Raw genomic sequence first — 24765 nt, 5'->3', positions numbered from 1 at the left:
TGGCTAATCGCGTTTATGCATGATAATTAACCATGAACTTGACCTTAAACACAATTAGCTATACGTTGTAAAGCTGATGAAAATAAAATCAATCGGTTTTGTTAACACAACCAATAACGTTTTAACTGGCTAAAGCAAACTATCAGTTTATAAAAAACAACAAGTACATGAATAGTTAGTCATTTACTGTCTGGATGACAGAGAAGCAAAAGGGAGAATTGCAATGGCTCTATATGATCCTAGTCTTGAAAAAGACAACTGTGGATTTGGTTTAATAGCGCAAATGGAAGGCCAACCTAGTCATAAGTTGGTAAGAACTGCTATTTCAGCCCTAGATCGCATGACACACCGTGGTGGTATCGCTGCGGATGGTAAAACCGGAGATGGCTGTGGCTTATTACTACAGAAGCCAGACTCTTACCTCAGAATAATCGCAGAAGAGAATAACTTCAAGCTCGGCAAGCAATACGCTGTCGGCATGATTTTCTTCAGCCAAGACCCAATCAAGGCGCAATCCGCGCAAGACATCGTCAATAAAGAGCTCGCTCAAGAGACACTCACCGTTGCAGGTTGGCGTGTCGTGCCGACTAACACCGACGTTTTGGGTCCCATCGCGAAAGACTCGGTTCCCAACATTCAACAGGTGTTTATCTCAGCACCTGCAGGCTGGCGTGAGCGTGATATCGAACGCCGCCTATACATTGCTCGTCGCAGAATTGAAAAGCAGATCACCGAAGACAAAGATTTCTATATTTGTAGCCTTTCAACACAAGTAATGGTCTACAAAGGTCTGTGTATGCCCGCCGATCTTCCGCGATTTTACCTCGATCTTGCAGACTTACGTATGGAATCGGCAATATGTCTGTTCCACCAGCGTTTCTCAACTAACACGCAACCACGCTGGCCACTGGCTCAACCATTCCGCTATTTGGCGCACAATGGTGAGATCAATACCATCGAAGGTAACCGCCAATGGGCCAAGGCTCGTGCCTATAAATTCTCTTCACCGTTGCTGCCCGACTTACAAACGGCTGCACCCTTTGTGAATGAGACAGGCTCAGATTCATCAAGCCTAGATAACATGCTCGACCTGTTCCTTGCCGGTGGTATGGATGTGTTCCGAGCGATGCGCATGCTTGTGCCGCCCGCTTGGCAAAATCACCCAGACATGGACCCAGATCTGCGTGCCTTTTACGACTTCAACTCCAAGCACATGGAACCGTGGGATGGCCCTGCTGGCATCGTACTTTCTGATGGTCGTTACGCCGCATGTAACCTTGATAGAAATGGCCTGCGACCAGCGCGTTATGTGATTACCAAAGACAATCTAATCACACTGGCATCTGAGGTCGGTATCTGGAACTACGCACCGGATGAAGTTGCAGAAAAAGGTCGTGTTGGTCCAGGTGAGTTACTGGTGATAGATACTCGCCGCGGCAAACTGTGGCAATCTAATGAAATCGATAATGACCTCAAAAGCCGCCATCCATATAAAGAGTGGATGGAAAAGAATGTTCACAAATTAACGCCATTTTCTGCGTTGCAAGATGACCAAGTCGGTAAGCGTAGCTTTGACGATGACACGCTCAAGACCTACCAAAAACAGTTTGCGATGAGCAACGAGGAGTCCGACCAAGTACTGCGTGTACTTGGTGATATGGGGCAAGAAGCAGTAGGCTCAATGGGCGATGATACGCCGATGGCTGTTCTCTCTTCAAAAGAGCGTCTGGTTACTGATTACTTCCGTCAGAAGTTTGCACAGGTCACCAACCCTCCGATTGATCCATTGCGTGAAAAACACGTGATGTCTTTGGCGACCAGTATCGGTAAAGAGATGAACGTGTTCTGTGAAACAGACGGTCACGCCTATCGTGTGACGTTTGATTCACCAGTACTGCTTTACTCAGACATGCAACAGCTTCTGCAGTTAAGTCAGAAACATTACCGTCATGTCATTCTCAGCATGCACTACGACCCGAATCATCAAGATCTCGAACAAGCGATCAAAGCGGTATGTGATAGCGCGGAACAAGAAGTCCGTGAGGGTGCGGTTTTAGTTGTGCTATCGGACAAAGGTTTAGAAAAAGGCAAACTACCGATCCCTGCAGCCATGGTGGTTGGCGCGGTTCAAACAAGGCTTGCTGATACTAACCTACGTTGTGATGCCAACATCGTGGTTGAGACAGCCACTGCTCGTGACCCACATCAGTTCGCAGTTCTACTTGGCTTCGGTGCGACCGCGGTTTATCCATACCTTGCTTATGAAGCGTTAGGTAAAATGTTGGATAATGGTTCTTTAGATAAAGACTATCGTACCGCGATGCAGAACTACCAAAACGGCATCAACAAAGGTCTGTATAAGATCATGTCGAAGATGGGTATTTCTACGATTGCTTCATATCGTTGTTCGCAACTTTTCGAAGCCGTTGGCCTACATTCCGATGTTGTTAAGCTCTGCTTCCGCGGAGTTACCACACGAATCCAAGGCGCAAGCTTTAGCGATTTCCAACAAGATATCTATAACTTATCTCGTAAAGCGTGGACTAAGCGCAAACCGATCGAACACGGCGGTTTACTGAAATACGTCCATGGCGGTGAATATCACGCCTACAACCCAGATGTAGTTGGCACACTGCAAACCGCAGTTAAAACTGGCGAAACTTCGGATTACCTATCTTTTGCTAAACAGGTAAATGCTCGCCCTGCGGCAATGTTGCGTGACTTAATGAGCCTGAAAAAAGCCGATAAACCACTAACACTTGAGCAAGTAGAGCCAAGTAGCGATCTGTTTAAGCGCTTTGACTCGGCTGCGATGTCGATTGGAGCTTTGAGCCCAGAAGCTCATGAAGCACTGGCTATGGCGATGAACCGATTAGGAGGCTACTCCAACTCTGGTGAAGGTGGTGAAGACCCACGACGCTTTGGGACTGACCGCAACTCGCGCATCAAACAGATTGCGTCTGGTCGATTTGGCGTAACGCCGCATTACTTAACCAATGCAGATGTTCTGCAAATCAAGGTCGCGCAAGGTGCGAAACCCGGTGAAGGTGGTCAGCTGCCAGGTCATAAAGTCACGGCAGAAATCGCCAAACTGAGATACTCAGTTCAAGGGGTCACGCTGATTTCCCCTCCTCCACATCACGATATCTATTCCATCGAAGATTTGGCACAGCTGATTTTCGACCTTAAACAAGTGAATCCTAAAGCCTTAGTTTCCGTGAAGTTAGTATCCGAACCGGGTGTCGGCACGATTGCAACAGGTGTGGCAAAAGCCTATGCGGATCTGATCACCATTTCAGGTTACGACGGCGGTACCGCGGCAAGCCCACTGACTTCGGTGAAATACGCTGGCTGTCCTTGGGAGCTAGGACTCGCGGAAACCCAGCAAGCATTGGTTGCTAACGGGCTTCGTCATAAGATCCGTCTACAAGTCGATGGTGGTCTGAAAACTGGCCTTGATGTGATTAAAGGCGCGATTCTCGGTGCTGAAAGCTTTGGTTTCGGGACTGCGCCAATGGTCGCGATGGGTTGTAAGTTCTTACGAATTTGTCACCTAAACAACTGTGCAACGGGTGTTGCGACTCAAGATGAAACGCTACGCCGTGAATACTTCAAAGGCCTGCCAGACATGGTGGTGAACTACTTTACTGGCCTAGCCGATGAAGTTCGCCAATACCTTGCGGAGCTTGGTGTAGAAAAACTTACAGACCTGATTGGACGTACGGACTTACTAGAAGCCGTTCAAGGCCTCACAGCGAAACAGAGCAAACTCGATCTATCTTCAATACTCGAAGCTCCAGTATCTCCGGAAGGTCACCCGCTGTTTTGGACTGAGCCAAACGCACCATTTGATAAGGCGCAACTCAACCAACAGATCCTTGATGATGCACTCGATGCGATTGAGAAACGACAGTCCACCAGCCTCTACTACAACGTGATTAATACAGACCGTTCGATAGGCGCACGTATCTCTGGCGAAATTGCTAAGCGTTACGGCAACCAAGGGATGGCAGGCTCACCAATTAAGTTGTACCTCGATGGTACAGCAGGCCAATCATTTGCGGTTTGGAACGCTGGTGGCGTTGAGCTGTATCTGACAGGCGATGCCAATGACTATGTCGGCAAAGGCATGGCGGGCGGCAAGGTGGTTATCAAGCCTCACCAAGGAACAGCCTTTGTTTGTAACGAAGCTACCATCATTGGTAACACCTGTCTGTATGGTGCAACCGGAGGCAAGTTATTCGCTGCAGGTACGGCTGGCGAACGATTTGGCGTACGTAACTCAGGCACGGTTGCCGTGATTGAGGGTGCGGGTGACAACGCTTGTGAATATATGACAGGCGGTATTGTGGCCATTCTTGGCGCAACTGGCGTCAACTTCGGTGCGGGTATGACGGGTGGCTTCGCTTATGTAATGGATAAGAACGAAGACTTCCAAGGCCGAGTTAATAATGAGTCGGTCGAGGCACTTTCTCTATCTGACCTATACATCCACCAAGAACATCTGCGTGGTTTGATTGCAGAGCACTTAGAAGAGACAGGTTCAGTACACGCTGAAGCGATTCTGGCGAACTTTGATGAATGGATTCCGAAGTTCTACCTAGTGAAGCCAAAGACGGCAGATCTGAACACCTTGCTCGGCCACCAAAGCCGCAGCTCAGCTGAACTTCGTGTTCAAGCGCAATAATTGGAAGGAGCCAATAATGAGCCAGAATGTATACCAATTTATTGATGTGAATCGCGTAGACCCAGCGAAGAAACCGATCAAGATACGTAAGATTGAGTTTGTAGAGATCTACGAACCTTTCACTAAACAGCAAGCCAAAGCACAAGCAGACCGTTGTTTAGACTGTGGTAACCCATACTGTGAATGGAAATGTCCTGTTCACAACTACATCCCTCAGTGGCTTAAGCTTGCCAATGAAGGGCGCATTATCGAAGCGGCTGAACTATCTCACCAAACCAACAGCTTGCCTGAGGTTTGTGGACGAGTTTGTCCTCAAGACCGTTTGTGTGAAGGCTCTTGTACCCTCAACGACGATTTCGGCGCAGTAACCATCGGCAACATTGAAAAATACATCAATGACAAAGCGTTTGAGATGGGTTGGAAGCCAGACATGTCGCACGTCGAGTGGACCGACAAAAAGGTCGCAATCATCGGTGCAGGCCCCGCCGGTCTTGCTGCTGCTGACATCTTAGTTCGAAACGGTGTGAAGGCCGTAGTATTTGACCGCTATCCGGAGATCGGTGGTCTGCTGACGTTTGGCATCCCGTCGTTCAAACTTGAGAAAGGCATCATGGAAAACCGACGCCGCATCTTTAGTGGAATGGGTGTCGAATTTAAAATGAATACCGAAGTCGGTAAAGACGTTCAACTTCAGCAACTTGTCGATGACTACGACGCTGTCTTCTTAGGTGTCGGTACCTACAAAAACATGCGTGCTGGCTTAGACAACGAAGACGCACCGGGCGTTTATGATGCTCTGCCTTTCCTAATATCCAACACCTACAAGGTAATGGATTTAGATAACCCAACCCCTTTCATAGATATGCAAGGCAAGAAGGTGGTCGTGCTTGGTGGTGGTGATACGGCGATGGACTGTGTCCGAACTTCGATTCGTCAACATGCGGCTAATGTTGTGTGTGCTTACCGCCGAGATGAAGCCAATATGCCGGGCTCTCGCCGTGAGGTAAAAAATGCACGTGAAGAGGGTGTGAAGTTCAAGTTCAACCTACAACCTATTGGCTTAGAGCTTAACAACGCTGGTCATGTGGTTGGTGTCAAAGTCGTGAAAACTGCTTTGGGTGAGCCAGATGAAGCTGGTCGTCGTCGTCCAGAACCTGTCGAAGGCAGTGAACATGTTCTTGAAGCCGATGCTGTGATCATGGCATTTGGTTTCCAACCTCATGCGATGGAATGGTTAGAACCTTTCGGTGTGGAACTCGATCAATGGGGGCGAATCAAAGCCTCCGGCAAACAAGAGTTTCAATACCAAACCACCAACAACAAGATCTTTGCAGGTGGTGATGCGGTTCGAGGATCTGACTTGGTGGTGACCGCTATCGATGAAGGCCGCAAAGCAGCAGAAGGGATATTAGATTACCTAGAAGTGTGATTAGGTTTCCTTTATTACTCAGTTCGTTACTATAAAAAAGGATCCAATTATGGATCCTTTTTTGAATTAGATTCGTTTATCAAAAGCACAACAAAAATACGTAAAACAATTACAAATAAGCCAATACCGATAACTACAATTAGAATTAAAAACAAGCCATAGGAAACACTATGAAAAAAGCCGCTCTCCTCTCGCTATCACTTTTAACGTTAACCGCATGCAGCCAAGGAATCACGGACATGAAAGATAGAACTTCATCACCTTGTGGAGACAAACCAAACTGCGTATCAACTCAAGATGATCGTGAGCAGCACGCATTGGCCGCGTTTGAGTTATCAGATTCAGCAAACCTAGATGCGATTGAGCAGGTTGCACTAACCTTACCGGGATCGAAAACCGCGAGTAAAACAGAAGATTATCTGCGTGTTGAATGTACCTCTCGCATCATGCGCTTTGTCGATGACTTAGAGCTTAAGATCACCGATGGCAAACTGATCGTGCGTTCAGAGTCTCGTACTGGCCATTCTGATTTTGGCGTAAACCGAAAACGAGCTGAACAACTTCGTGCTAGCTTGAAAAGCGAAGGCCTAATCAAGTAGATAAAAGAATACGCAGATAAATCGCTGCTATTCGGATGAGAAGTGCCTCTGGGCAGTCGCTCGACACTTCTTATCCATGCTACAATTTCGCTCTACTGTTTAAATATTATTTATTAAGAGACTACACATGAAAATCGGCATCATTGGCGCAATGGAGCAAGAAGTTGCGATCCTAAAAGCAGCAATTTCAGACATTACTGAAGTTAATAAAGGCGGTTGTACCTTTTTCTCTGGTCAGCTAAATGGTGTTGACGTTGTTTTGCTTCAATCTGGCATTGGTAAAGTAGCAGCGGCTGTTGGTACTTCAATCCTACTAAGCGAATACCAACCAGATGTCGTTCTGAACACTGGCTCTGCTGGCGGTTTTGATTCAACACTGAATCTTGGCGATGTGGTTATCTCAACTGAAGTTCGTCACCACGATGCAGACGTTACAGCTTTCGGTTACGAAATCGGCCAAATGGCAGGTCAACCTGCAGCGTTCAAAGCTGACGACAAACTGATGGCTGTTGCTGAACAAGCTCTAGCTCAAATGGAAGATAAGCATGCCGTTCGCGGTCTTATCTGTACTGGCGACGCATTTGTTTGCACAGCAGAACGCCAAGAGTTCATCCGCAAGCACTTCCCATCTGTCGTTGCTGTAGAGATGGAAGCATCCGCTATCGCTCAAGCTTGTCACCAATTCCAAGTACCATTCGTGGTTGTTCGTGCAATCTCTGACGTTGCAGACAAAGAGTCACCAATGAGCTTCGAAGAGTTCCTGCCACTAGCAGCGCAAAGCTCTTCTGAAATGGTAATCAAGATGGTTGCCCTACTAAAGTAAGCGACTAGACATGCAAACACTGTTTGATCAGGTATTTGCAAATGGCGTGCTCCTTGTGATGTGGGGAGCACTGCTTTTTCATTTAATTTTACCTATCCCCCATGCCGCACACCCCACGACCTTATGGCATAAGTTTGCTGAGCTTTTAGCAAGCAAGGTTAATAACAACCACAACTATTCCCAAAGTTTAATCTCAGGCACATTAGCCTGGGGGTTAATGGTACTGCCGACTCTGGTTATTCTTCTGGCACTGCAACCATTGGTTTGGCAATCTCAACTATTTGAATTAGCACTGTTATTACTCGCAATTGATTGGCGCAATAATGAAAAGCTGGCAAATCAGTTAATCAAAGCATTAGGCCGAGAAGATAAAGCTGCTGCTCGTCAGTTACTGGCTCCGATTATCAATCGTCAAACTGAATCACTTTCGTCACTTGGCCTAGGCAAAGCCGCCACAGAAACCATCATCATGGGCTACGCTCGTAACGTAGTTTGTGTGTTGTTCTGGTACGCCATTGGTGGTGGAATCGCCGCGTTAATGTATCGCCTTATGGTCGAATTAGCTCGAGCTTGGTCGCCAAGTCGCAAGCAATTTTCTCCGTTCGGCTCAACGGCGATCAAGATAGTCGCGATTCTCGAATTTATACCGATGCGTTTTTTTGCTTTGATGATCGTATGTGGTGATAAAGCCACACACACGTTTAAGATGATGTTAGTTCAGAGTCGCTCTTGGCCACTGCCCGGCCCTGCCTGGTTGATCACGGCCGTTGGCAACAAGCTGGAGTTATCATTAGGTGGTCCTGCGATTTACGACAACACTAAAGCCATTCGCGCGAAATTAGGCGGAAGAATCGCACCGTCAGCTCTGCATCTGTCTCAGGTTCAGAAACTACTCTTTGGTCGCATCGCTATCTGGATATTTTTACAAAGCCTAGCCTTACTATTTATTCACCAAGGGATTTAGAGTGAAACCTTCAGCACTTGTTACAAGCCTTACTATTTTGTCTTCCAGCTTATGGCTGCCTTTATCATTTGCAGAAGAAGCACCACGGACTCAAGAAAAAGTACAGCCAGCTCAACGCGTGGTCAGCCTTGCTCCTCATGCCACTGAGCTCGCGTACAGCGCAGGTTTAGGCAACAGCCTTGTTGCCGTAAGTGAACGAAGTGATTACCCACCACAAGCCGATAAGCTTGAAAAAGTGGCAAACTATCAAGGTATCAAGGTTGAGAAGATCATCGCTCTTCAGCCTGATTTGATTCTTGCGTGGCCAGCCGGAAACCCGCCCAGAGAGCTCGCGAAACTAGAGCAATTTGGTTTTAATATTTACTACTCCAAGACCAAAAGCCTAGACAGTATCGCAACCAATATTGAACAACTGAGCCAATACGCTAGCGATCCAAGTATTGGCGAAAATAATGCTCAGCAATACAGAGAGCAGCTCAACGCGTTGAGACTAAAATACAAAGATGCCGAGCCAGTAAACTACTTCTACCAACTCAGTGAGAAGCCGATCATCACTGTTGCTCAAGGGCACTGGCCAAGTGAGGTGTTTGAGTTTTGTGGTGGCCACAATATTTTTGAAGACAGCGCCTCCCCATATCCGCAAGTTGGTATTGAACAAGTTGTATTAAGGAAACCGCAAGTGATCTTCACGTCTCAGCACGCGATTGAGAATGGAACCATGTGGCAAACTTGGCAAAATGAGATCCCAGCAGTTGCTCAAAATCAGATTTGGTCACTCAATTCTGACTGGATTAATCGCCCAACAACGAGAACTTTGCAAGCGATCCAACAAGTGTGCGATTTCTTCGATAGAGCTAGGCAAAATCACTAACTATTTGCTGCGTTTTTTCGTACAATTCGCCACCGACCTGTCCCTACAATTTTAACCATAAGAGCACCAGTATCATGGACTCCATGCTGCTTTATATTATCGATTTATTTGGCACTGCCATCTTTGCCGTCTCAGGCGTTTTTGTCGCTGGCCGTCTTAAGATGGACCCCTTTGGCGTAGCCGTTTTAGGCAGTGTAACCGCAATTGGTGGCGGTACAATTCGAGACATGGCTCTGGGTGCAACTCCCGTGTTTTGGATCACCGACACCACCTATCTTTGGGTCATCATCACCACCTGCTTGCTGACCATGATTATAGTAAGACGCCCCAAACGCCTGGCTTGGTGGATCCTGCCAGTATGTGATGCGATAGGCTTAGCGGTATTTGTTGGCATTGGTGTAGAAAAAGCACTGATTTATCAAGATTCTGCATTAGTTGCTATCATCATGGGTGTCATCACCGGCTGCGGTGGCGGTATTATCCGTGACGTACTTGCCCGTGAAGTGCCAATGATTCTAAGAAGTGAAGTCTACGCGACCGCTTGTATCATTGGTGGCGCTTTCCACACCATGGCGATCAGTATGGGGCACGACTCAGAAACTGCATTTCTGGCCGGCGTGTTCTCAACACTATTGATTAGACTTGGCGCTATTCGCTGGCATTTATCATTGCCGACCTTCGCCATCAAATAAGCTATCATTACAAAGAGAAAGGCTCCGTAAAGGAGCCTTTTTTGATCCGGTTTCAAATCACTATACCCTCTATTTCCACTCATCAAAGATCCCCTCCTTTCCTAAAACTCAATTTAGTTAGTCCATTAGCCCACCAAGTTAGTAATGTTTTTTATTTACTTATCTAGTCCACAGGCTATATTAATAAACAAATAGCTTTATAAAAGATTTTATTTACTAACATTGGCAAACGGGAGTTCAAGATGGGTATTGGTAAAGTGGGCATTGTTTTCTTCTCTAAGAATGGAGCAACTAAACAAGTTGCAGAGACAATCGCTGAAGGTATTAACACTCAACAACCTAACTCAGTACTCCTTGTCGAAGTGCTATCTTCTGAAGTGGTCGAAGGAAGGTATGACAATGACGATAAGCTCAAGTCATTAGATAACTGTGACGCCATTATCTTTGGATCCCCGACTTACATGGGTTCACCAGCCGCGCAGTTTAAGAGTTTTATGGATGCAAGCAGTGATAGCTACTGTAAGAAAGCGTGGCGAAATAAACTCGCAGCAGGCTTTACCACTGGCGGCAGCCTTAACGGTGAGCAACAACAAACCTTGTTGAGCTTTTTCACTCTGGCTTGTCAGCATGGCATGATTTGGGCAGGGCTTGATATCTCAAAGCACATTGATAACTTAGGTTTGAATCGCACAGGATCAAGCATTGGTTTGGTCGCCAGTGAAGATGAGATGGCAGATAGCACCAGTAATCACATCAACAGCAACGATCTTCAGACTGCTTTCTATTTCGGCCAACGCATCGCGAGCCTAGTTAAGAGAACCTAAGTAACTGACTAATTAACTGACGGGCTAGCTTCAAAACTCCTAGCTTGTTTGATATCTATGAGCTCAAGACTAGAGAATGAATGTCGTTTCAGGTAACTTGATTCAATCATTCCCAACTTTCATGAATATACCCTAATGCTACTCGAAGGAATCGAAACTCTACTGGTATTGAGTAAAGCAAAGACCATGAGCCGCACAGGCAGTTTGCTTTATATCAGCCAATCAGCGGTCAGTAAACGGATTGCGAATTTAGAAAAGAAGCTAGGTAAAAAGCTCATTGAGCCGAGTGGCCGACAGATAAAACTCACGCCAGATGCGCTTGCATTAATCGAGAGTATTGGCCCTACATTCAATGAACTTCGCGGGCTTATTTATGAACAGCAAGAGTTGGAAGATACCACTCTCATCACCCTAGACAGCTCTAAGTCTCTGATAGCCGGTTATTTAGGTGAGATGATGGGCCAATTTATCCAGCAAGATAAGTACATCACCATAACCACCAACCACACGCCAAGAATCATAGAGCGAGTGCAATCTGGCAAGGCGACCTTGGGGTTGTGTGCTGGCTTGTTGCCACCGCATCATGGGTTGATGACCTTTCATCTATTTGATGAGCCGTTTTACATAGTGAGTAAGTCGCCGTTAACGGAGCTTCCTCCATTGGTGATTACCAACGATATGACCAACCCTGCCAACTCTTATCAGCTCTCAGTGTTAGAAAAGTTTGGTATTAAACCCTTGATGGAGATGGATGCCTACACCGCAGCAGCACAACTTGCATTGGGTGGGACTGGACCGGCCTTAATCCCACTCTCAATCGTAAAAACACTCAATATTGAGCCTAAATATCTGTATAGCTTCCACGAATTAGCAGGCTTAATTCGACCAATTCATATCTGTGTCAGACCAAATAGTTATCAGTCTCCACGTGTTAAAACACTGATAGAATCCATTGTTGATGCTGTTCCCAAAGCAGTTTAGACGCCATTAGCATCGACATCGCGATCACAAGAGGGCGAATCCATTTCTGCCCTTTTGTCACCACCACTTTAGCGCCAAGCTGAGCGCCCATAAAACCGCCGACTGCCATTACTAAACCCAACTCCCAAATTGGCAAACCAGCCAAAATAAAGAAAATTAAGGCCGCGATATTCGAGGTAAAGTTAAGTACCTTAGTGCGCGCCGTTGCATCGACTAACGAGAAGTGACCAATCGCAACAAAGCAGACGGTGAAGATAGAACCTGTTCCTGGGCCAAAAAAGCCATCATAGAAACCCACACCGCCACCAACACACAGGGCAAACATCGCCTCAGAGATCTTCTGTTTTCCTTCAGACGCTCTAGTTTGGGGGGCTAACAGGAAATAGAGAGAGATAGCGATGAGCAGCAACGGGATAACACTGGTCAGTAAGCTCGCATCAATGTGTTGGACTAGCTCGGCACCAATTGCAGAACCAATAAAGGTACAAAAGATAGCGAGGCGCATCTCTTTAATACTGACGATACCATTGCGCACGAAATACCAACTTGCAGAGAAGCTGCCGAAGGAGCTTTGGAGTTTATTGGTTGCCAGTGCCTGCGTTGGTGGAACTCCAGCCGCTAGCAATGCTGGTAGAGTCAATAACCCACCGCCGCCAGCCATTGCATCAATAAAGCCTGCTGCCGTTGCGACAACAAACAAGATAGCCAATATTTCTAGAGTGATTTCCATATACCCAACGCCTTAAAGTCCTGTGTAGCGACAAGTTACCACTCACGGCAGACGAGCAATAACGAAACACAAGATTCTAACCTATTCCTGATTTTCATCATTTAACTCATGCTATCTAACAGACATAAAAAAGCCCACTCCGAAGAGTGGGCTTTGAGCATTCATATCCGCTTAACAGCGATACACTTTAGGCGATTAAGCTTGAGAAGCTTTAACCTGAGCGTGTAGCTCTTGAACTGAAGTTACTGAAGTTTTCGCGTCTGCAGTGTGCGCCATACAAGTCGCGAATGCAGCGTTTAGCGTAGTCGTGTAGTTCACTTTCTCAGCAAGTGCTCCACGACGAAGAACTTTAGAGTCTTCAATCGCTTGACGGCCAGCTGCAGTGTTCACGATATACGTGTACTCGTTATTCTTGATACGGTCAAGAATGTGAGGACGACCTTCGTGTACCTTGTTTACTAAACGTGGGTTGATACCCGCTTCACCAAGGATAACCGCAGTACCGTGAGTTGCGTCTAGCTGGTAACCAAGCTTAGATAGCTTAGATGCTAGGTCAACAACACGCTCTTTGTCGCCTTCGCGAACAGAAAGCAATGCACGACCGCCTTCAGGGTAGATGTGACCACAACCCAATTCTGCTTTAGAGTATGCTTCTGCGAATGTCGCGCCAACACCCATAACTTCACCAGTAGAGCGCATTTCTGGGCCTAACAGTGGGTCAACACCAGGGAACTTGTTGAATGGAAGTACAACTTCTTTCACTGAATAGTAAGGTGGGATGATTTCTTTCGTAAAGCCTTGAGACTCTAGAGATTGACCTGCCATTACACGAGCGGCAATCTTAGCGATTGGTGCGCCAGTTGCTTTAGATACGAATGGAACCGTACGTGCTGCACGAGGGTTAACCTCGATTAGGTACACTTCATTGTTCTTAACAGCAAACTGCGTGTTCATCAGACCACGAACACCCAACTCAAACGCTAGCTTTTCAACTTGCTCGCGCATTACGTCTTGGATTTCTTGGCTTAGCGTGTATGCAGGAAGAGAACATGCTGAGTCACCTGAGTGAACACCCGCTTGCTCGATATGCTCCATGATACCGCCGATAACAACGCGTTCACCGTCACAAATCGCATCAACGTCGACTTCAACAGCGTCGTCTAGGAAGCTATCAAGTAGTACTGGAGATTCGTTTGATACGCTAACTGCTTCGTTGAAGTAGCGACGTAGATCTTGCTCGTCGTATACGATTTCCATCGCACGACCACCAAGTACGTAAGAAGGACGTACAACCAGTGGGAAGCCGATTTCGCGAGATTTCTCAACCGCTTGCTCCATCGTTGTTACTGTCGCGTTCTCTGGCTGAAGTAGGCCTAGGCGGTCTACAGCAACTTGGAAACGCTCACGGTCTTCTGCACGGTCGATTGCGTCTGGGCTAGTACCGATGATTGGTACACCAGCAGCTTCAAGAGCACGAGCCAGTTTAAGTGGTGTTTGACCACCGTACTGAACGATAACGCCTTTTGGCTTCTCTACACGTGCGATTGCTAGTACGTCTTCCAGAGTTACTGGTTCGAAGTACAGACGGTCAGATGTATCGTAGTCTGTAGAAACTGTCTCAGGGTTACAGTTAACCATGATAGTTTCGTAGCCATCTTCACGTAGTGCTAGTGATGCATGTACACAACAGTAGTCAAATTCAATACCTTGGCCGATACGGTTTGGACCGCCGCCTAGAATCATGATCTTGTCTTTGTCTGTTGGGTTCGCTTCACACTCGTCATCGTAAGAAGAGTACATGTAAGCTGTATCAGAAGAGAACTCAGCCGCACATGTATCTACACGCTTGTACACTGGGTGGATATCGTACTGGTCACGCAGACGACGGATTTCGCTTTCCGCTACACCTAGAATCTTAGATAGGCGCGCATCAGCAAAACCTTTACGCTTAAGCTTGTTTAGCTCGTCTTTGTTCAGACCAGCAAAGCCTTTCGCTTTAAGTTCTTGCTCTAGCTTAACGATGTCTTCGATTTGAACTAGGAACCAACGGTCGATTTGCGTTAGGTTGAATACACCATCTACCGACATACCAGCACGGAATGCGTCAGCGATGTACCAAATACGCTCTGCGCCAGCTTCTTTCAGTTCGTGACGGATAGTCGTTAGAGCATCTGGTGCATCTAGGTCTACCATTTCGTCAAAACCAGTCGCGCCAACTTCTAGGCCGCGAAGTGCTTTTTGTAGAGATTCTTGTTGGTTACGGCCGATAGCCATAACTTCACCAACAGACTTCATTTGCGTCGTTAGACGGTCGTTAGCACCTGCAAATTTCTCGAAGTTAAAACGAGGAATCTTAGTTACTACGTAGTCGATTGTTGGTTCGAATGATGCTGGCGTTGCGCCGCCAGTGATGTCATTCATTAGCTCGTCTAGCGTGAAGCCAACAGCCAGTTTCGCTGCAATCTTAGCGATTGGGAAACCTGTTGCTTTAGAAGCTAGTGCTGAAGAGCGAGATACACGTGGGTTCATCTCGATGATAACCATACGGCCATCTTTCGGGTTGATACCAAACTGTACGTTTGAACCACCTGTTTCAACACCAATCTCACGCAATACTGCTAGAGATGCGTTACGCATTAGTTGGTATTCTTTATCTGTCAGCGTTTGAGCTGGAGCCACAGTGATTGAGTCACCTGTGTGAATACCCATTGGGTCGACGTTTTCAATCGCACATACGATGATGCAGTTGTCGTTTTTGTCACGAACCACTTCCATCTCGTACTCTTTCCAACCGATAAGTGATTCATCGATAAGAAGTTCATTAGTTGGAGATAGGTCCAAACCACGACGACAGATTTCTTCAAATTCTTCTTTGTTGTAAGCGATACCGCCACCAGTACCACCCATCGTGAACGATGGACGAATGATACAAGGGAAGCCAACCATGTCTAAAACTTTGTAAGCTTCTTCCATCGTTTTCGCTGTATCAGCAGTTGGACACTCAAGGCCAATTGCTTTCATTGCTTTATCGAAGCGTGAACGGTCTTCTGCTTTATCGATAGCGTCAGCCGTTGCACCAATCATTTCAACACCGAACTCTTCAAGAACACCGTGCTTTTCTAGGTCTAGAGCACAGTTCAATGCAGTTTGGCCACCCATAGTAGGTAGAACTGCATCAGGCTTCTCTTTAGCGATGATGTTACGCACAACTTCCCATTGGATAGGTTCGATGTAAGTTGCATCGGCCATATCTGGGTCAGTCATGATTGTCGCTGGGTTCGAGTTTACAAGAATAACTCGGTAACCTTCTTCGCGAAGCGCTTTACAAGCTTGAGCACCAGAGTAATCGAACTCACATGCTTGGCCGATAACGATCGGGCCAGCACCTAGAATAAGAATACTTTTAATGTCAGTACGTTTTGGCATTGTCTACTACTCCGAATTACGCTGTGTGCTGTTTGATTAGTTCAATAAAGTGGTCGAATAACGGCGCTGCGTCTTCTGGACCTGGGCTTGCTTCAGGGTGACCTTGGAAGCTGAATGCTGGTTTGTCTGTACGGTGAATACCTTGTAGAGAACCATCAAATAGTGATTTGTGCGTTGCACGTAGTGTCTCTGGAAGGGTTTCTTCGTCAGCAGCAAAGCCGTGGTTTTGCGAAGTAATCATCACAACATCACGATCTAAATCTTTAACCGGGTGGTTTGCACCGTGGTGACCAAACTTCATCTTCACTGTCTTAGCGCCTGACGCAAGAGCAAGAATCTGGTGACCTAGACAAATACCGAAGATTGGTAAGCCTTTTTCTAGGAACACTTTTGTCGCTTCAATTGCGTAAGTACATGGTTCTGGGTCACCAGGGCCATTTGAAAGGAAAACACCGTCTGGGTTCAGAGCTAGTACTTCTTCAGCAGAAGTTTCAGCAGGAACAACTGTTAGGCGGCAGCCGCGGTCAACAAGCATTCGTAGGATGTTTCGTTTTGCACCGAAGTCATAAGCAACAACGTGGTATGGCAATTCAGAGTCTGCTTTCGCTTCAGGAAGTCCACCCGTAAGCGTCCACGAACCTTGTTTCCATTGATACGCTTCTTTTGTTGTAACTTCTTTCGCAAGGTCCATACCTTTCAGGCCAGGAAATTCTTTTGCTTTAGCTAGAGCCAAAGCTTCGTCTAAATTGTTACCCGCTACGATACAACCGTTCTGAGCGCCTTTTTCACGAAGAATACGCGTCAGTTTACGAGTATCGATATCAGCGATACCAACAACGTTTTGCGACTTAAGGTAATCAGAAAGGGATTGTTCATTACGGAAGTTAGAAGCGATTAGAGGGAGATCGCGAATCACAAGGCCTTGAGCGTGGATTGAAGAGGATTCTTCGTCTTCGGAATTGGTTCCGGTATTGCCAATGTGAGGGTAAGTAAGGGTAACGATTTGTTGAGAATAGGAAGGATCAGTGAGGATTTCTTGGTACCCCGTCATCGAGGTATTAAAAACGACTTCACCAACTGCAGAACCTACAGCGCCAATGGCTTCACCGTGAAATACTGTCCCATCTTCTAGGACGAGTAGTGCTGACTTCTTCAAGACAACCTCCAGAAATAAAAATGCATTAAAATTGATTTAATTTGCAAATCTACCTTCCTGCAACACCAGAAACTGCGTGTTTATGGAAATTAGACAAATTGGCGGTATTTTAGTGATGTGCGTGATACGTGTCAACATTTAACGCAAAAGAAATTAAACATTTGTAAGGACTAATTCAATTTTTGCCATCAAAGCTTCAAAAGTTCAACTTTCATGCTCATTTCGGCCGAATATTACGATTTTCTAATTTTCACCCCTCATTTTAGCCAACCATAGAGTAATAAAAATATCAGCAACAAAACGCAATCGATAAATACAAAGAGAAAAGATCGTAATTTAAAGACCTAAAACAAAAAACACATTATAAGCATTAAAAAAGACAGTTAAATAAGAGAAAATTGACGATAAGAAGAAACTATAGGGAGGTTTGTAAAAGGGATATTACGAAGGGAAATGTATCAAATAAAGAAAGCGCCGGCAATTGCCAGCGCATAAATATCTATTTACAGGTCATTCAAACCTAGGACATCAGTCATGGTATAAAAGCCGGCTGGTTTATCATTTAACCAGACTGCAGCCTTGATTGCGCCATTAGCGAAAGTCATTCGATCAGTGGCTTTATGGGTAATTTCCACTCGCTCACCGATATCAGCAAACATAGCGGTGTGTTCACCAATAATGTCACCGGCACGAATCGTCGCGAAACCAATCTCATCTTTAGTACGCTCGCCAGTAATACCTTCGCGTGACCATACAGCTACATCGTTCAGCTCGTTGCCCATCGCACCAGCAATCGCTTCGCCCATACCAATCGCAGTACCAGAAGGTGCATCGACTTTATGGCGGTGGTGCGCCTCAACGATCTCGACATCACAGTAATCGCCCATCACTTTAGCGGCCTTCTCTAGCAGCTTAAAGACCAGGTTCACACCAACGCTGTAGTTAGGTGCCATTACGATAGCCATCTCTTTTGAAGCAGCATCAATCACCTGCTTCTCTTCTTCAGAGAAACCCGTCGTACCGATAATCAGTTTTTTACCGTGACGTTTACAAAGTTCAATATTCGCTAATGTGCTAACAGGGGCAGTAAAATCGACGATCACGTCAAACTCTTCGATGGCTTTAGACAGGTCATCGACTAGAGCAACATCAAAACGACCTTCACCGCATAACTCACCGACATCTACGCCGACCAAAGATGACTCTGGACGCTCTGAACCAGCTCCAACACTTGCTTCTGAATTATGATGAGCGGCTTTCACCAAGTTGCGGCCCATGCGGCCCGCTGCTCCTGCAATTGCAATTCTTACCACTGCGAATATCTCCATTGTTTTGGTTACGGTTGCCGCTTATCTCTTGCAGCAACGTTCAATCGATTAATCTCTTTAAACTAACAACAATCTCAAACTCAGGCTAGCAATTACGAAAACTCTTTTATCACTCGCTCTAAAATTGGCACATTTGCCTCTGGGAAGGCGTATTGATTCAATGATTCTAGGCTTACCCATTCACCTTGTTGACCTTCTTTGCCATAAGGTTGCTCCTCAAAGTCAGTCACAAGGATGAAGTCGAACTTAAGCGACTTATCGGTGTAATCAAACTCAAGGTGCTCAAACAGAGACTGTTCTGTCACCTTGATGCCAATCTCTTCATCAAGCTCACGAGTCATCGCTTGTTCAATGGTTTCGCCCACTTCAACCTTGCCACCAGGGAACTCCCAAAAACCGCCCTTGTGTTTGTCGTCCGGACGTTTAGTGATAAATACCTGTGACTTATCTTGGTTAAAGATAATGCCAGCTACAATATGGATTCTTTTCATGTGTTGGTGTTCCTTAATAAAACGCTTAACTCACATAGTCCCTGAATACGTCATCTTCAAGAAGGAGGAATGACTGAGTTGGGGATATAAAACAACGTGAGCCTAACTAAACGAGATTCCCTACTACGCTCAATGGTATGGACTCCCCACCTCAACTGACAGCGTCAGCTAAAGTTACAGGTGCGAACCAAAACAGGAGCCCATACCATGAATAAATTTAACACAATCTCGATTGATTTAGCCAAATCCGTCTTTCAAGTCGCGGTATTTAACCGCCATGGCAAGCGTAAGTTGAACCAAGCTATGTCTAAAAAGAAAATGCTAACGGTCATCAGCCAACACCCTGGCGCGACCATTTGCATAGAGGCCTGTGCAGCATCTCATTATTGGGGACGAACGTTTCAAAGCCGTGGTCATACCGTCAAAATGATACCTCCCCAAAAAGTGAAGCCGTATCGCAGTGGTAATAAGAACGATGCTAATGATGCTATCGCGATTTACGAAGCTTCCTTACGCTCCGATATTCATGCTGTACCTGTAAAAACACCGGAGCAGCAAGATATCGCAATGCTGCTGAGTTTAAGACAAAGCTATATAAAACAACGCACGGCAGTAAGTCTACGTATCCGTGGCTATGCAGCGGAATGTGGCATTACCTTCCCACAAGGAGCCAATAAACTGCGAGAACTGCTCCCTTTCGTTATCGAAGATATGGAGAATGAATTAACACCGACAACTCGATTCGTTCTCCGAGAATTACATGCTCAGCTACTAAATCTTGATGAGCCTATCGAGAGAGTTGAATCGCAACTTATAGACTTTGCAAAGCAAATACCCGCTTGCCAGTTATTAATCACTTTACGAGGTGTACGTTGGGTGATTGCAAGTGCCATTTTTTCCCGTCTAGGTGACGCTTCGGCCTATAGAAATGGTCGAGGAGCTAGTGCGAGCTTAGGTTTAGTTCCGGCTCATACTGGCAGTGGTGGTAAGAACAAAAACCACGGAATAAGTAAATCAGGTGATAAAACCTTACGCTCTCTTGTCGTTCATGGAGCAAGAGCGGTGGTAGCGAATATCCGAGATAAAGAAGATCGCTTAAGTTGCTGGATACGAAACTTATTAGAAAGAAAGTCGTTTAACCAAGTGGTTGTCGCCCTTGCGAACAAAACGATCAGAATGGCTTGTGCCATGCTGAAAAGCAATCAATCTTATAATGAGACGTTAATCGCTTAACAGTTGATTTTATAAGGTTAAGGGAGACATCAATCCCCCCATGTAAGCAAGTAAATTATGGTAAAGAGTAAGCATAGCAAGCAAAAGAAACTCTGAGAGGGACGAAGGTGATAATACACCACACGCTCGATAAGAACTTTTGCTGAGTGGATTAAGCCATAGAGGTTCGGGGTAGCTCCCCATAAAGAAACCGAATATACGTGCACTTGCGTACCTTTACTCGTTTCCTTGCAATACTAGGGGAGTCCATATACGTTCCTCGCTATAGGGAATGACGACTTCCTTGCGTAACAAAGTAAGCCACGAAATTTACATACAAAAAGAGCCGCCTAAGCGACTCTTTATATTCTATTTATCAGTTTTATGAAGCTAAGTTGTAGTGCTTGAGAGCAAGGCGGTGGCACAGAGCTTACGACTGTAAGTGAGTACCACCAACGCAGCTATCATGCGCTACAACAACGATTCATTAAACTTACGCGATTTTACCGTGACACTGCTTGTACTTCTTGCCACTTCCACATGGACATGGCTCGTTACGACCCACTTTACGCTCATCACGTACTACCGTTTGTGGAGATGCTGCTTCAGCTTCATTGTCACCTAGCTGGTTTTCAGCCGTTGCATGTTGTGCCTGTGCACGACGCGCCGCTTCTTCAGCTTGAGCTTGACGTTGAGCTTCCATCTTTTCAACTTCTTCTTGTTGCTGAACGCGAACTTTAGAAAGGATGGTAACAACGTCTGTTTTTAGTACATCTAGTAGGCCTTCAAACAGTTCAAACGACTCGCGCTTGTACTCTTGTTTCGGGTTCTTCTGAGCATAACCACGCAGGTGGATACCTTGACGAAGGTGATCCATCGCAGCCAAATGCTCTTTCCAAAGACCGTCTAGCGTTTGTAGCATCACAGATTTCTCGAAGTTACGCAGTACTTGAGCACCAACCACTTCTTCTTTCTGTTTGTACGAATCAACCGCCATGCCAAGAATACGCTCACGCAAAGCTTCTTCATAAAGCTTGTCGTCTTCGTCTAACCAACCTTGAATATCAAAGTCTAGATCAAAGTCATTCTTCAGACGATCTTGTAGACCCGCGATATCCCACATGTCTTCAAGAGACTGAGGTGCGATGTATTCATCAATGACTGATGCCAGTACATCTTCACGGTTGTGTTCGATCATCTCACTGATGTCGTCAGAACTCATCAGTTCGTCACGAAGCTCATAAACCACTTTACGTTGGTCATTGGCTACATCATCGTACTCAAGAAGCTGCTTACGGATATCGAAGTTACGACCTTCAACTTTACGTTGTGCTTTTTCAATTGAGCGAGAAAGCATCTTAGATTCGATCGCTTCGCCTTCGTCCATACCACTTTGGATAAGACCAGCCATACGATCCGATGTAAAGATACGTAGCAGAGAATCTTCCATTGATAGGTAGAAACGAGAAGAACCCGCATCACCTTGACGACCAGAACGACCACGTAGCTGGTTATCGATACGGCGAGATTCATGACGTTCAGTACCTATGATGTGCAGACCACCTGACTCAAGTACTTTATCGTGGATTACTCTCCAATCAGCTTTGACCTTCTCGATCTGCTCTTTGGTTGGATTCTCTAGCTTCTCAACTTGTGCCTGCCAGCTACCACCTAACACGATATCGGTACCACGACCGGCCATGTTAGTTGCGATAGTTACCGCACTCGGCATACCAGCTTGTGCAACGATCTCTGCTTCCATTTCGTGGAACTTAGCATTTAGAACGCTGTGCTTAATTTTTGCTTTTTTCAGTTCATTAGACAGTAGTTCAGACTTCTCGATAGAAACCGTACCAACCAGTGATGGCTGACCAGCTGCGACACGGTCTTTGATGTCTTCAATGATCGCGTTGAACTTGTCTTCTTCAGTACGATAAACCACATCTGGCATATCGTTACGCACCATAGGTTTGTTGGTTGGGATAACCACTGTTTCTAGGCCGTAGATAGACTGGAATTCGAAAGCTTCAGTATCGGCAGTACCTGTCATACCTGACAGTTTTTCGTATAGACGGAAGAAGTTCTGGAATGTAATCGATGCTAGCGTCTGGTTTTCATTCTGAATCTTCACTCCTTCTTTAGCTTCAACAGCTTGGTGTAAACCTTCAGACCAACGACGACCTGGCATAGTACGACCAGTATGTTCATCAACGATAACCACTTCGCCTTCTTCAGTAACGATGTAATCGACGTCTTTCTCAAACAATACGTGTGCACGCAGCGCTGCATTAACATGGTGCAATAGGCTGATATTTGTTGGAGAGTAAAGCGTGTCACCCTCTTCCATCAGACCGTTTTTCACCATTAGCTCTTCTACAAATTCTTGACCGTTTTCAGTCAGGTGAACCTGCTTCGATTTCTCGTCCATGGTGTAATGACCTTCACCACGGTACTCTTCAGAATCTTCTTTATCTTGGCGCTCAAGGTTAGGAATCAACGTGTTAATACGCGTGTAAAGATCTGAACTATCTTCAGCTGGGCCAGAGATAATAAGTGGAGTACGAGCTTCATCGATTAAGATTGAGTCAACTTCATCGACAACAGCGAAGAAGCGTTCACGTTGAACACGATCTTCAGCACGGAAAGCCATGTTGTCACGTAGGTAATCGAAACCAAACTCGTTGTTTGTTCCGTATAGGATGTCAGCTTGGTACGCTTCTTTTTTCTCTGGCGGAGCCATGTTTGGCACGTTCACGCCAACCGTCATACCAAGGAATTCAAATAATGGGCGGTTTGTTTCCGCATCACGCTTCGCTAGGTAGTCGTTCACCGTTACTACGTGAACACCTTTGCTAGGTAGGGCGTTAAGATAAGCTGGTAAGGTTGCTGTAAGAGTCTTACCTTCACCAGTACGCATTTCTGCAATTTGGCCAGCATTTAGAACCATGCCGCCAATCATTTGCACGTCAAAGTGACGCATGCCGTAAACACGCTTAGACGCTTCACGTACCGTAGCAAATGCTTCCGGTAGAAGCTGGTCTAGCGATTCACCTTTATCTAAGCGCTCACGAAACTCAACCGTTTTTGCTTTTAGCTCTTCGTCTGAAAGTGCTTCAAACGTTGGTTCGTAGTTATTAATTTCTTTTACAATTTTTCTAAGGCGGCGCAGTGTTCTGTCATTGCGACTGCCAATTACCTTTGTCAGCAGCTTAGTAATCATGTGCTTGGAATCTCTTCGTTCTCAGATCGTCCGCGATCTATTTTAAATGCCGTCAGTCTCTACTAGCTATGAACTAGTCTTCAGTTACTAACCAAGGATACTGAGATAAATCTAGTATCTTTGATATTGTACTTGAGAGTAGAGTTTTCAAGGCTTGAGTTAAAATTAATGCCCTTTAGTGTAAGTAATTTTCACACCAACGACCATTTATAACCCCATTTGTTTGATGTGCTTGGAACTTTTCTTTCTAATTGCTGACGGATTAGCCAGACTGTAGCCCATTGGTAGTCAACTTTCGGATGTTGACGACACTGTATCTGGAAAATAGATACAAAAAAACCAGGTCAATGACCTGGTTTTCGAAATCTTATATTGTTGTAAACAACAATTACGCTAGAACCATTCCTGGCTCAGCAAATGCAACAGGAGAGCCTACTTCTTCTTCGAATGTTGCCCATTCCCAAGCTTCTGCGTCAGCAAGTACTGCACGTAGTAGTTGGTTGTTTAGGCCGTGACCTGATTTGTATGCACGGAACTCACCAATAATAGCGTGTCCACACATGTAAAGGTCACCAATCGCATCCAGTACTTTGTGAGTTACGAACTCATTGTCAAAACGTAGACCTTCTTCATTAAGAATTCGGTATTCGTCTAGAACGATAGCGTTATCGAAGCTACCGCCAAGTACTAGGTTTTGAGATTGTAGATACTCAATATCGCGCATGAAGCCGAAAGTACGAGCGCGAGAGATTTCTTTCACAAAGCCTTGTGAAGAGAAATCAAACAACAAACGTTGCTCATCAGATTCAATTGCTGGGTGGTTAAAGTCGATCTCAAAGTCCATACGGAAGCCGTTAAATGGAACAAACTCTGCCCACTTATCGCCATCTTCAAAACGGATAGGCTTTTTGATACGAATAAAACGCTTCGCTGCATTCAGTGTTTCTACACCCGCTTGCTGTAGCAAGTATACGAATGGGCTTGCGCTACCATCCATAATTGGGATCTCAGGAGCATCTACTTCAACAATAATGTTGTCGATGCCCATACCCGCTAGAGCTGCGTTAAGGTGTTCCACTGTAGAGATACGTACGCCTTCGTCATTAACAAGAGCTGTACATAGCATAGTGTCACGAACTGACGCTGGATCAGCTGGGAAATCTACAGGTGGATTTACATCTGTACGACGATAAACAATGCCTGTATTTGCAGCTGCCGGGCGAAGAGTAAGTGTGACTTTACGACCAGAGTGGAGACCCACACCAGTTGTTTTCACAATTTCTTTCAGAGTACGTTGTCTGATCATCTGCTTGCCTCGTTATCAGTGCTACA

Annotated in this window: 17 protein-coding genes; 10 read left to right on the top strand and 7 right to left on the bottom strand. The window is 45.8% G+C overall.

The genetic code is table 11. The features are described from left to right. Positions 1–223: 223 nt before the first annotated feature. The 9 genes from gltB to BCU34_RS00810 all read left to right on the top strand — a co-directional run bounded on the left by gltB (position 224) and on the right by BCU34_RS00810 (position 11870). Entirely contained in the window at positions 224–4687 is a 4464-nt protein-coding gene (gene gltB, locus BCU34_RS00850; protein WP_102478683.1) for a glutamate synthase large subunit, read from the top strand. A gap of 16 nt (positions 4688–4703) precedes the next feature. Further along, positions 4704–6116, top strand: coding sequence for an FAD-dependent oxidoreductase (locus BCU34_RS00845; protein WP_102478682.1), 1413 nt, complete (start codon positions 4704–4706; stop codon positions 6114–6116). A 170-nt stretch (positions 6117–6286) separates the two neighbouring features. Beyond that, positions 6287–6715: a DUF1499 domain-containing protein gene (locus tag BCU34_RS00840; protein WP_017070085.1), complete on the top strand. Its 429-nt coding sequence runs from the start codon at positions 6287–6289 to the stop codon at positions 6713–6715. 127 nt (positions 6716–6842) lie between these two features. Further along, entirely contained in the window at positions 6843–7538 is a 696-nt protein-coding gene (gene mtnN / locus BCU34_RS00835) for a 5'-methylthioadenosine/S-adenosylhomocysteine nucleosidase (RefSeq protein ID WP_012603226.1), read from the top strand. Positions 7539–7548: 10 nt separating this feature from the next. Continuing rightward, the gene (locus BCU34_RS00830) at positions 7549–8502 is read left to right on the top strand and encodes a cobalamin biosynthesis family protein (RefSeq protein WP_102478681.1); all 954 of its coding nucleotides are present in this window, start codon (positions 7549–7551) and stop codon (positions 8500–8502) included. A gap of 1 nt (position 8503) precedes the next feature. Beyond that, the gene (gene btuF / locus BCU34_RS00825; RefSeq protein WP_048662665.1) at positions 8504–9373 is read left to right on the top strand and encodes a vitamin B12 ABC transporter substrate-binding protein BtuF; all 870 of its coding nucleotides are present in this window, start codon (positions 8504–8506) and stop codon (positions 9371–9373) included. Between the two features lie 74 nt (positions 9374–9447). Next, positions 9448–10065, top strand: a complete 618-nt coding sequence (locus BCU34_RS00820; protein ID WP_016789753.1) for a TRIC cation channel family protein — start codon at positions 9448–9450, stop codon at positions 10063–10065. 242 nt (positions 10066–10307) lie between these two features. After that, complete coding sequence (locus tag BCU34_RS00815; protein ID WP_102478680.1) at positions 10308–10889, top strand: flavodoxin family protein; 582 nt, start codon at positions 10308–10310, stop codon at positions 10887–10889. Between the two features lie 135 nt (positions 10890–11024). Further along, positions 11025–11870: a LysR family transcriptional regulator gene (locus BCU34_RS00810; RefSeq protein WP_048658036.1), complete on the top strand. Its 846-nt coding sequence runs from the start codon at positions 11025–11027 to the stop codon at positions 11868–11870. Here the strand turns inward: BCU34_RS00810 and BCU34_RS00805 are convergent. From BCU34_RS00805 to mutT, 5 genes are all read right to left on the bottom strand, one after another. After that, positions 11821–12600: a TSUP family transporter gene (locus tag BCU34_RS00805; RefSeq protein ID WP_102478679.1), complete on the bottom strand. Its 780-nt coding sequence runs from the start codon at positions 12598–12600 to the stop codon at positions 11821–11823. The genes BCU34_RS00810 and BCU34_RS00805 overlap by 50 nt on opposite strands. Before the next feature lie 195 nt (positions 12601–12795). Then, positions 12796–16026: a carbamoyl-phosphate synthase large subunit gene (carB, locus tag BCU34_RS00800; RefSeq protein WP_102478678.1), complete on the bottom strand. Its 3231-nt coding sequence runs from the start codon at positions 16024–16026 to the stop codon at positions 12796–12798. Positions 16027–16042: 16 nt separating this feature from the next. Then, complete coding sequence (gene carA, locus BCU34_RS00795) at positions 16043–17182, bottom strand: glutamine-hydrolyzing carbamoyl-phosphate synthase small subunit (protein ID WP_048609692.1); 1140 nt, start codon at positions 17180–17182, stop codon at positions 16043–16045. Positions 17183–17685: 503 nt separating this feature from the next. Beyond that, complete coding sequence (gene dapB / locus BCU34_RS00790; RefSeq protein WP_020628676.1) at positions 17686–18510, bottom strand: 4-hydroxy-tetrahydrodipicolinate reductase; 825 nt, start codon at positions 18508–18510, stop codon at positions 17686–17688. Positions 18511–18602: 92 nt separating this feature from the next. Next, a complete protein-coding gene (gene mutT, locus BCU34_RS00785; protein ID WP_017098312.1) occupies positions 18603–19001 on the bottom strand; it encodes an 8-oxo-dGTP diphosphatase MutT in 399 nt (132 codons plus the stop codon). A 207-nt stretch (positions 19002–19208) separates the two neighbouring features. Here mutT and BCU34_RS00780 point away from each other — a divergent pair, with 207 nt between their 5' ends. Beyond that, entirely contained in the window at positions 19209–20234 is a 1026-nt protein-coding gene (locus tag BCU34_RS00780; protein ID WP_102479589.1) for an IS110 family transposase, read from the top strand. 472 nt (positions 20235–20706) lie between these two features. Here BCU34_RS00780 and secA read toward each other — a convergent pair whose 3' ends face one another. Continuing rightward, a complete protein-coding gene (gene secA / locus BCU34_RS00775) occupies positions 20707–23433 on the bottom strand; it encodes a preprotein translocase subunit SecA (RefSeq protein WP_102480624.1) in 2727 nt (908 codons plus the stop codon). 388 nt (positions 23434–23821) lie between these two features. Further along, positions 23822–24739 (bottom strand): UDP-3-O-acyl-N-acetylglucosamine deacetylase, encoded by a 918-nt coding sequence (gene lpxC / locus BCU34_RS00770; RefSeq protein ID WP_010434751.1) that lies wholly within the window; start codon positions 24737–24739, stop codon positions 23822–23824. Positions 24740–24765 lie beyond the last annotated feature (26 nt).

Source organism: Vibrio sp. 10N.286.45.E10 (genome assembly GCF_002874195.2).
GTDB classification, from domain to species: Bacteria; Pseudomonadota; Gammaproteobacteria; order Enterobacterales; family Vibrionaceae; genus Vibrio; species Vibrio crassostreae.
The sequence above is the reverse complement of the archived record's forward strand: the minus strand, read 5'-3'. Positions and strand labels throughout refer to the sequence as shown.

Coding starts and splice junctions, on each gene's coding strand:
- BCU34_RS00845 (WP_102478682.1), top strand. CDS start 4,704: ATGAGCCAGAATGTATACCAATTTATTGATGTGAATCGCGTAGACCCA.
- carB (WP_102478678.1), bottom strand. CDS start 16,026: ATGCCAAAACGTACTGACATTAAAAGTATTCTTATTCTAGGTGCTGGC.
- BCU34_RS00840 (WP_017070085.1), top strand. CDS start 6,287: ATGAAAAAAGCCGCTCTCCTCTCGCTATCACTTTTAACGTTAACCGCA.
- mutT (WP_017098312.1), bottom strand. CDS start 19,001: ATGAAAAGAATCCATATTGTAGCTGGCATTATCTTTAACCAAGATAAG.
- BCU34_RS00815 (WP_102478680.1), top strand. CDS start 10,308: ATGGGTATTGGTAAAGTGGGCATTGTTTTCTTCTCTAAGAATGGAGCA.
- lpxC (WP_010434751.1), bottom strand. CDS start 24,739: ATGATCAGACAACGTACTCTGAAAGAAATTGTGAAAACAACTGGTGTG.
- BCU34_RS00810 (WP_048658036.1), top strand. CDS start 11,025: ATGCTACTCGAAGGAATCGAAACTCTACTGGTATTGAGTAAAGCAAAG.
- dapB (WP_020628676.1), bottom strand. CDS start 18,510: ATGGAGATATTCGCAGTGGTAAGAATTGCAATTGCAGGAGCAGCGGGC.
- BCU34_RS00830 (WP_102478681.1), top strand. CDS start 7,549: ATGCAAACACTGTTTGATCAGGTATTTGCAAATGGCGTGCTCCTTGTG.
- BCU34_RS00820 (WP_016789753.1), top strand. CDS start 9,448: ATGGACTCCATGCTGCTTTATATTATCGATTTATTTGGCACTGCCATC.
- mtnN (WP_012603226.1), top strand. CDS start 6,843: ATGAAAATCGGCATCATTGGCGCAATGGAGCAAGAAGTTGCGATCCTA.
- BCU34_RS00780 (WP_102479589.1), top strand. CDS start 19,209: ATGAATAAATTTAACACAATCTCGATTGATTTAGCCAAATCCGTCTTT.
- gltB (WP_102478683.1), top strand. CDS start 224: ATGGCTCTATATGATCCTAGTCTTGAAAAAGACAACTGTGGATTTGGT.
- BCU34_RS00805 (WP_102478679.1), bottom strand. CDS start 12,600: ATGGAAATCACTCTAGAAATATTGGCTATCTTGTTTGTTGTCGCAACG.
- secA (WP_102480624.1), bottom strand. CDS start 23,433: ATGATTACTAAGCTGCTGACAAAGGTAATTGGCAGTCGCAATGACAGA.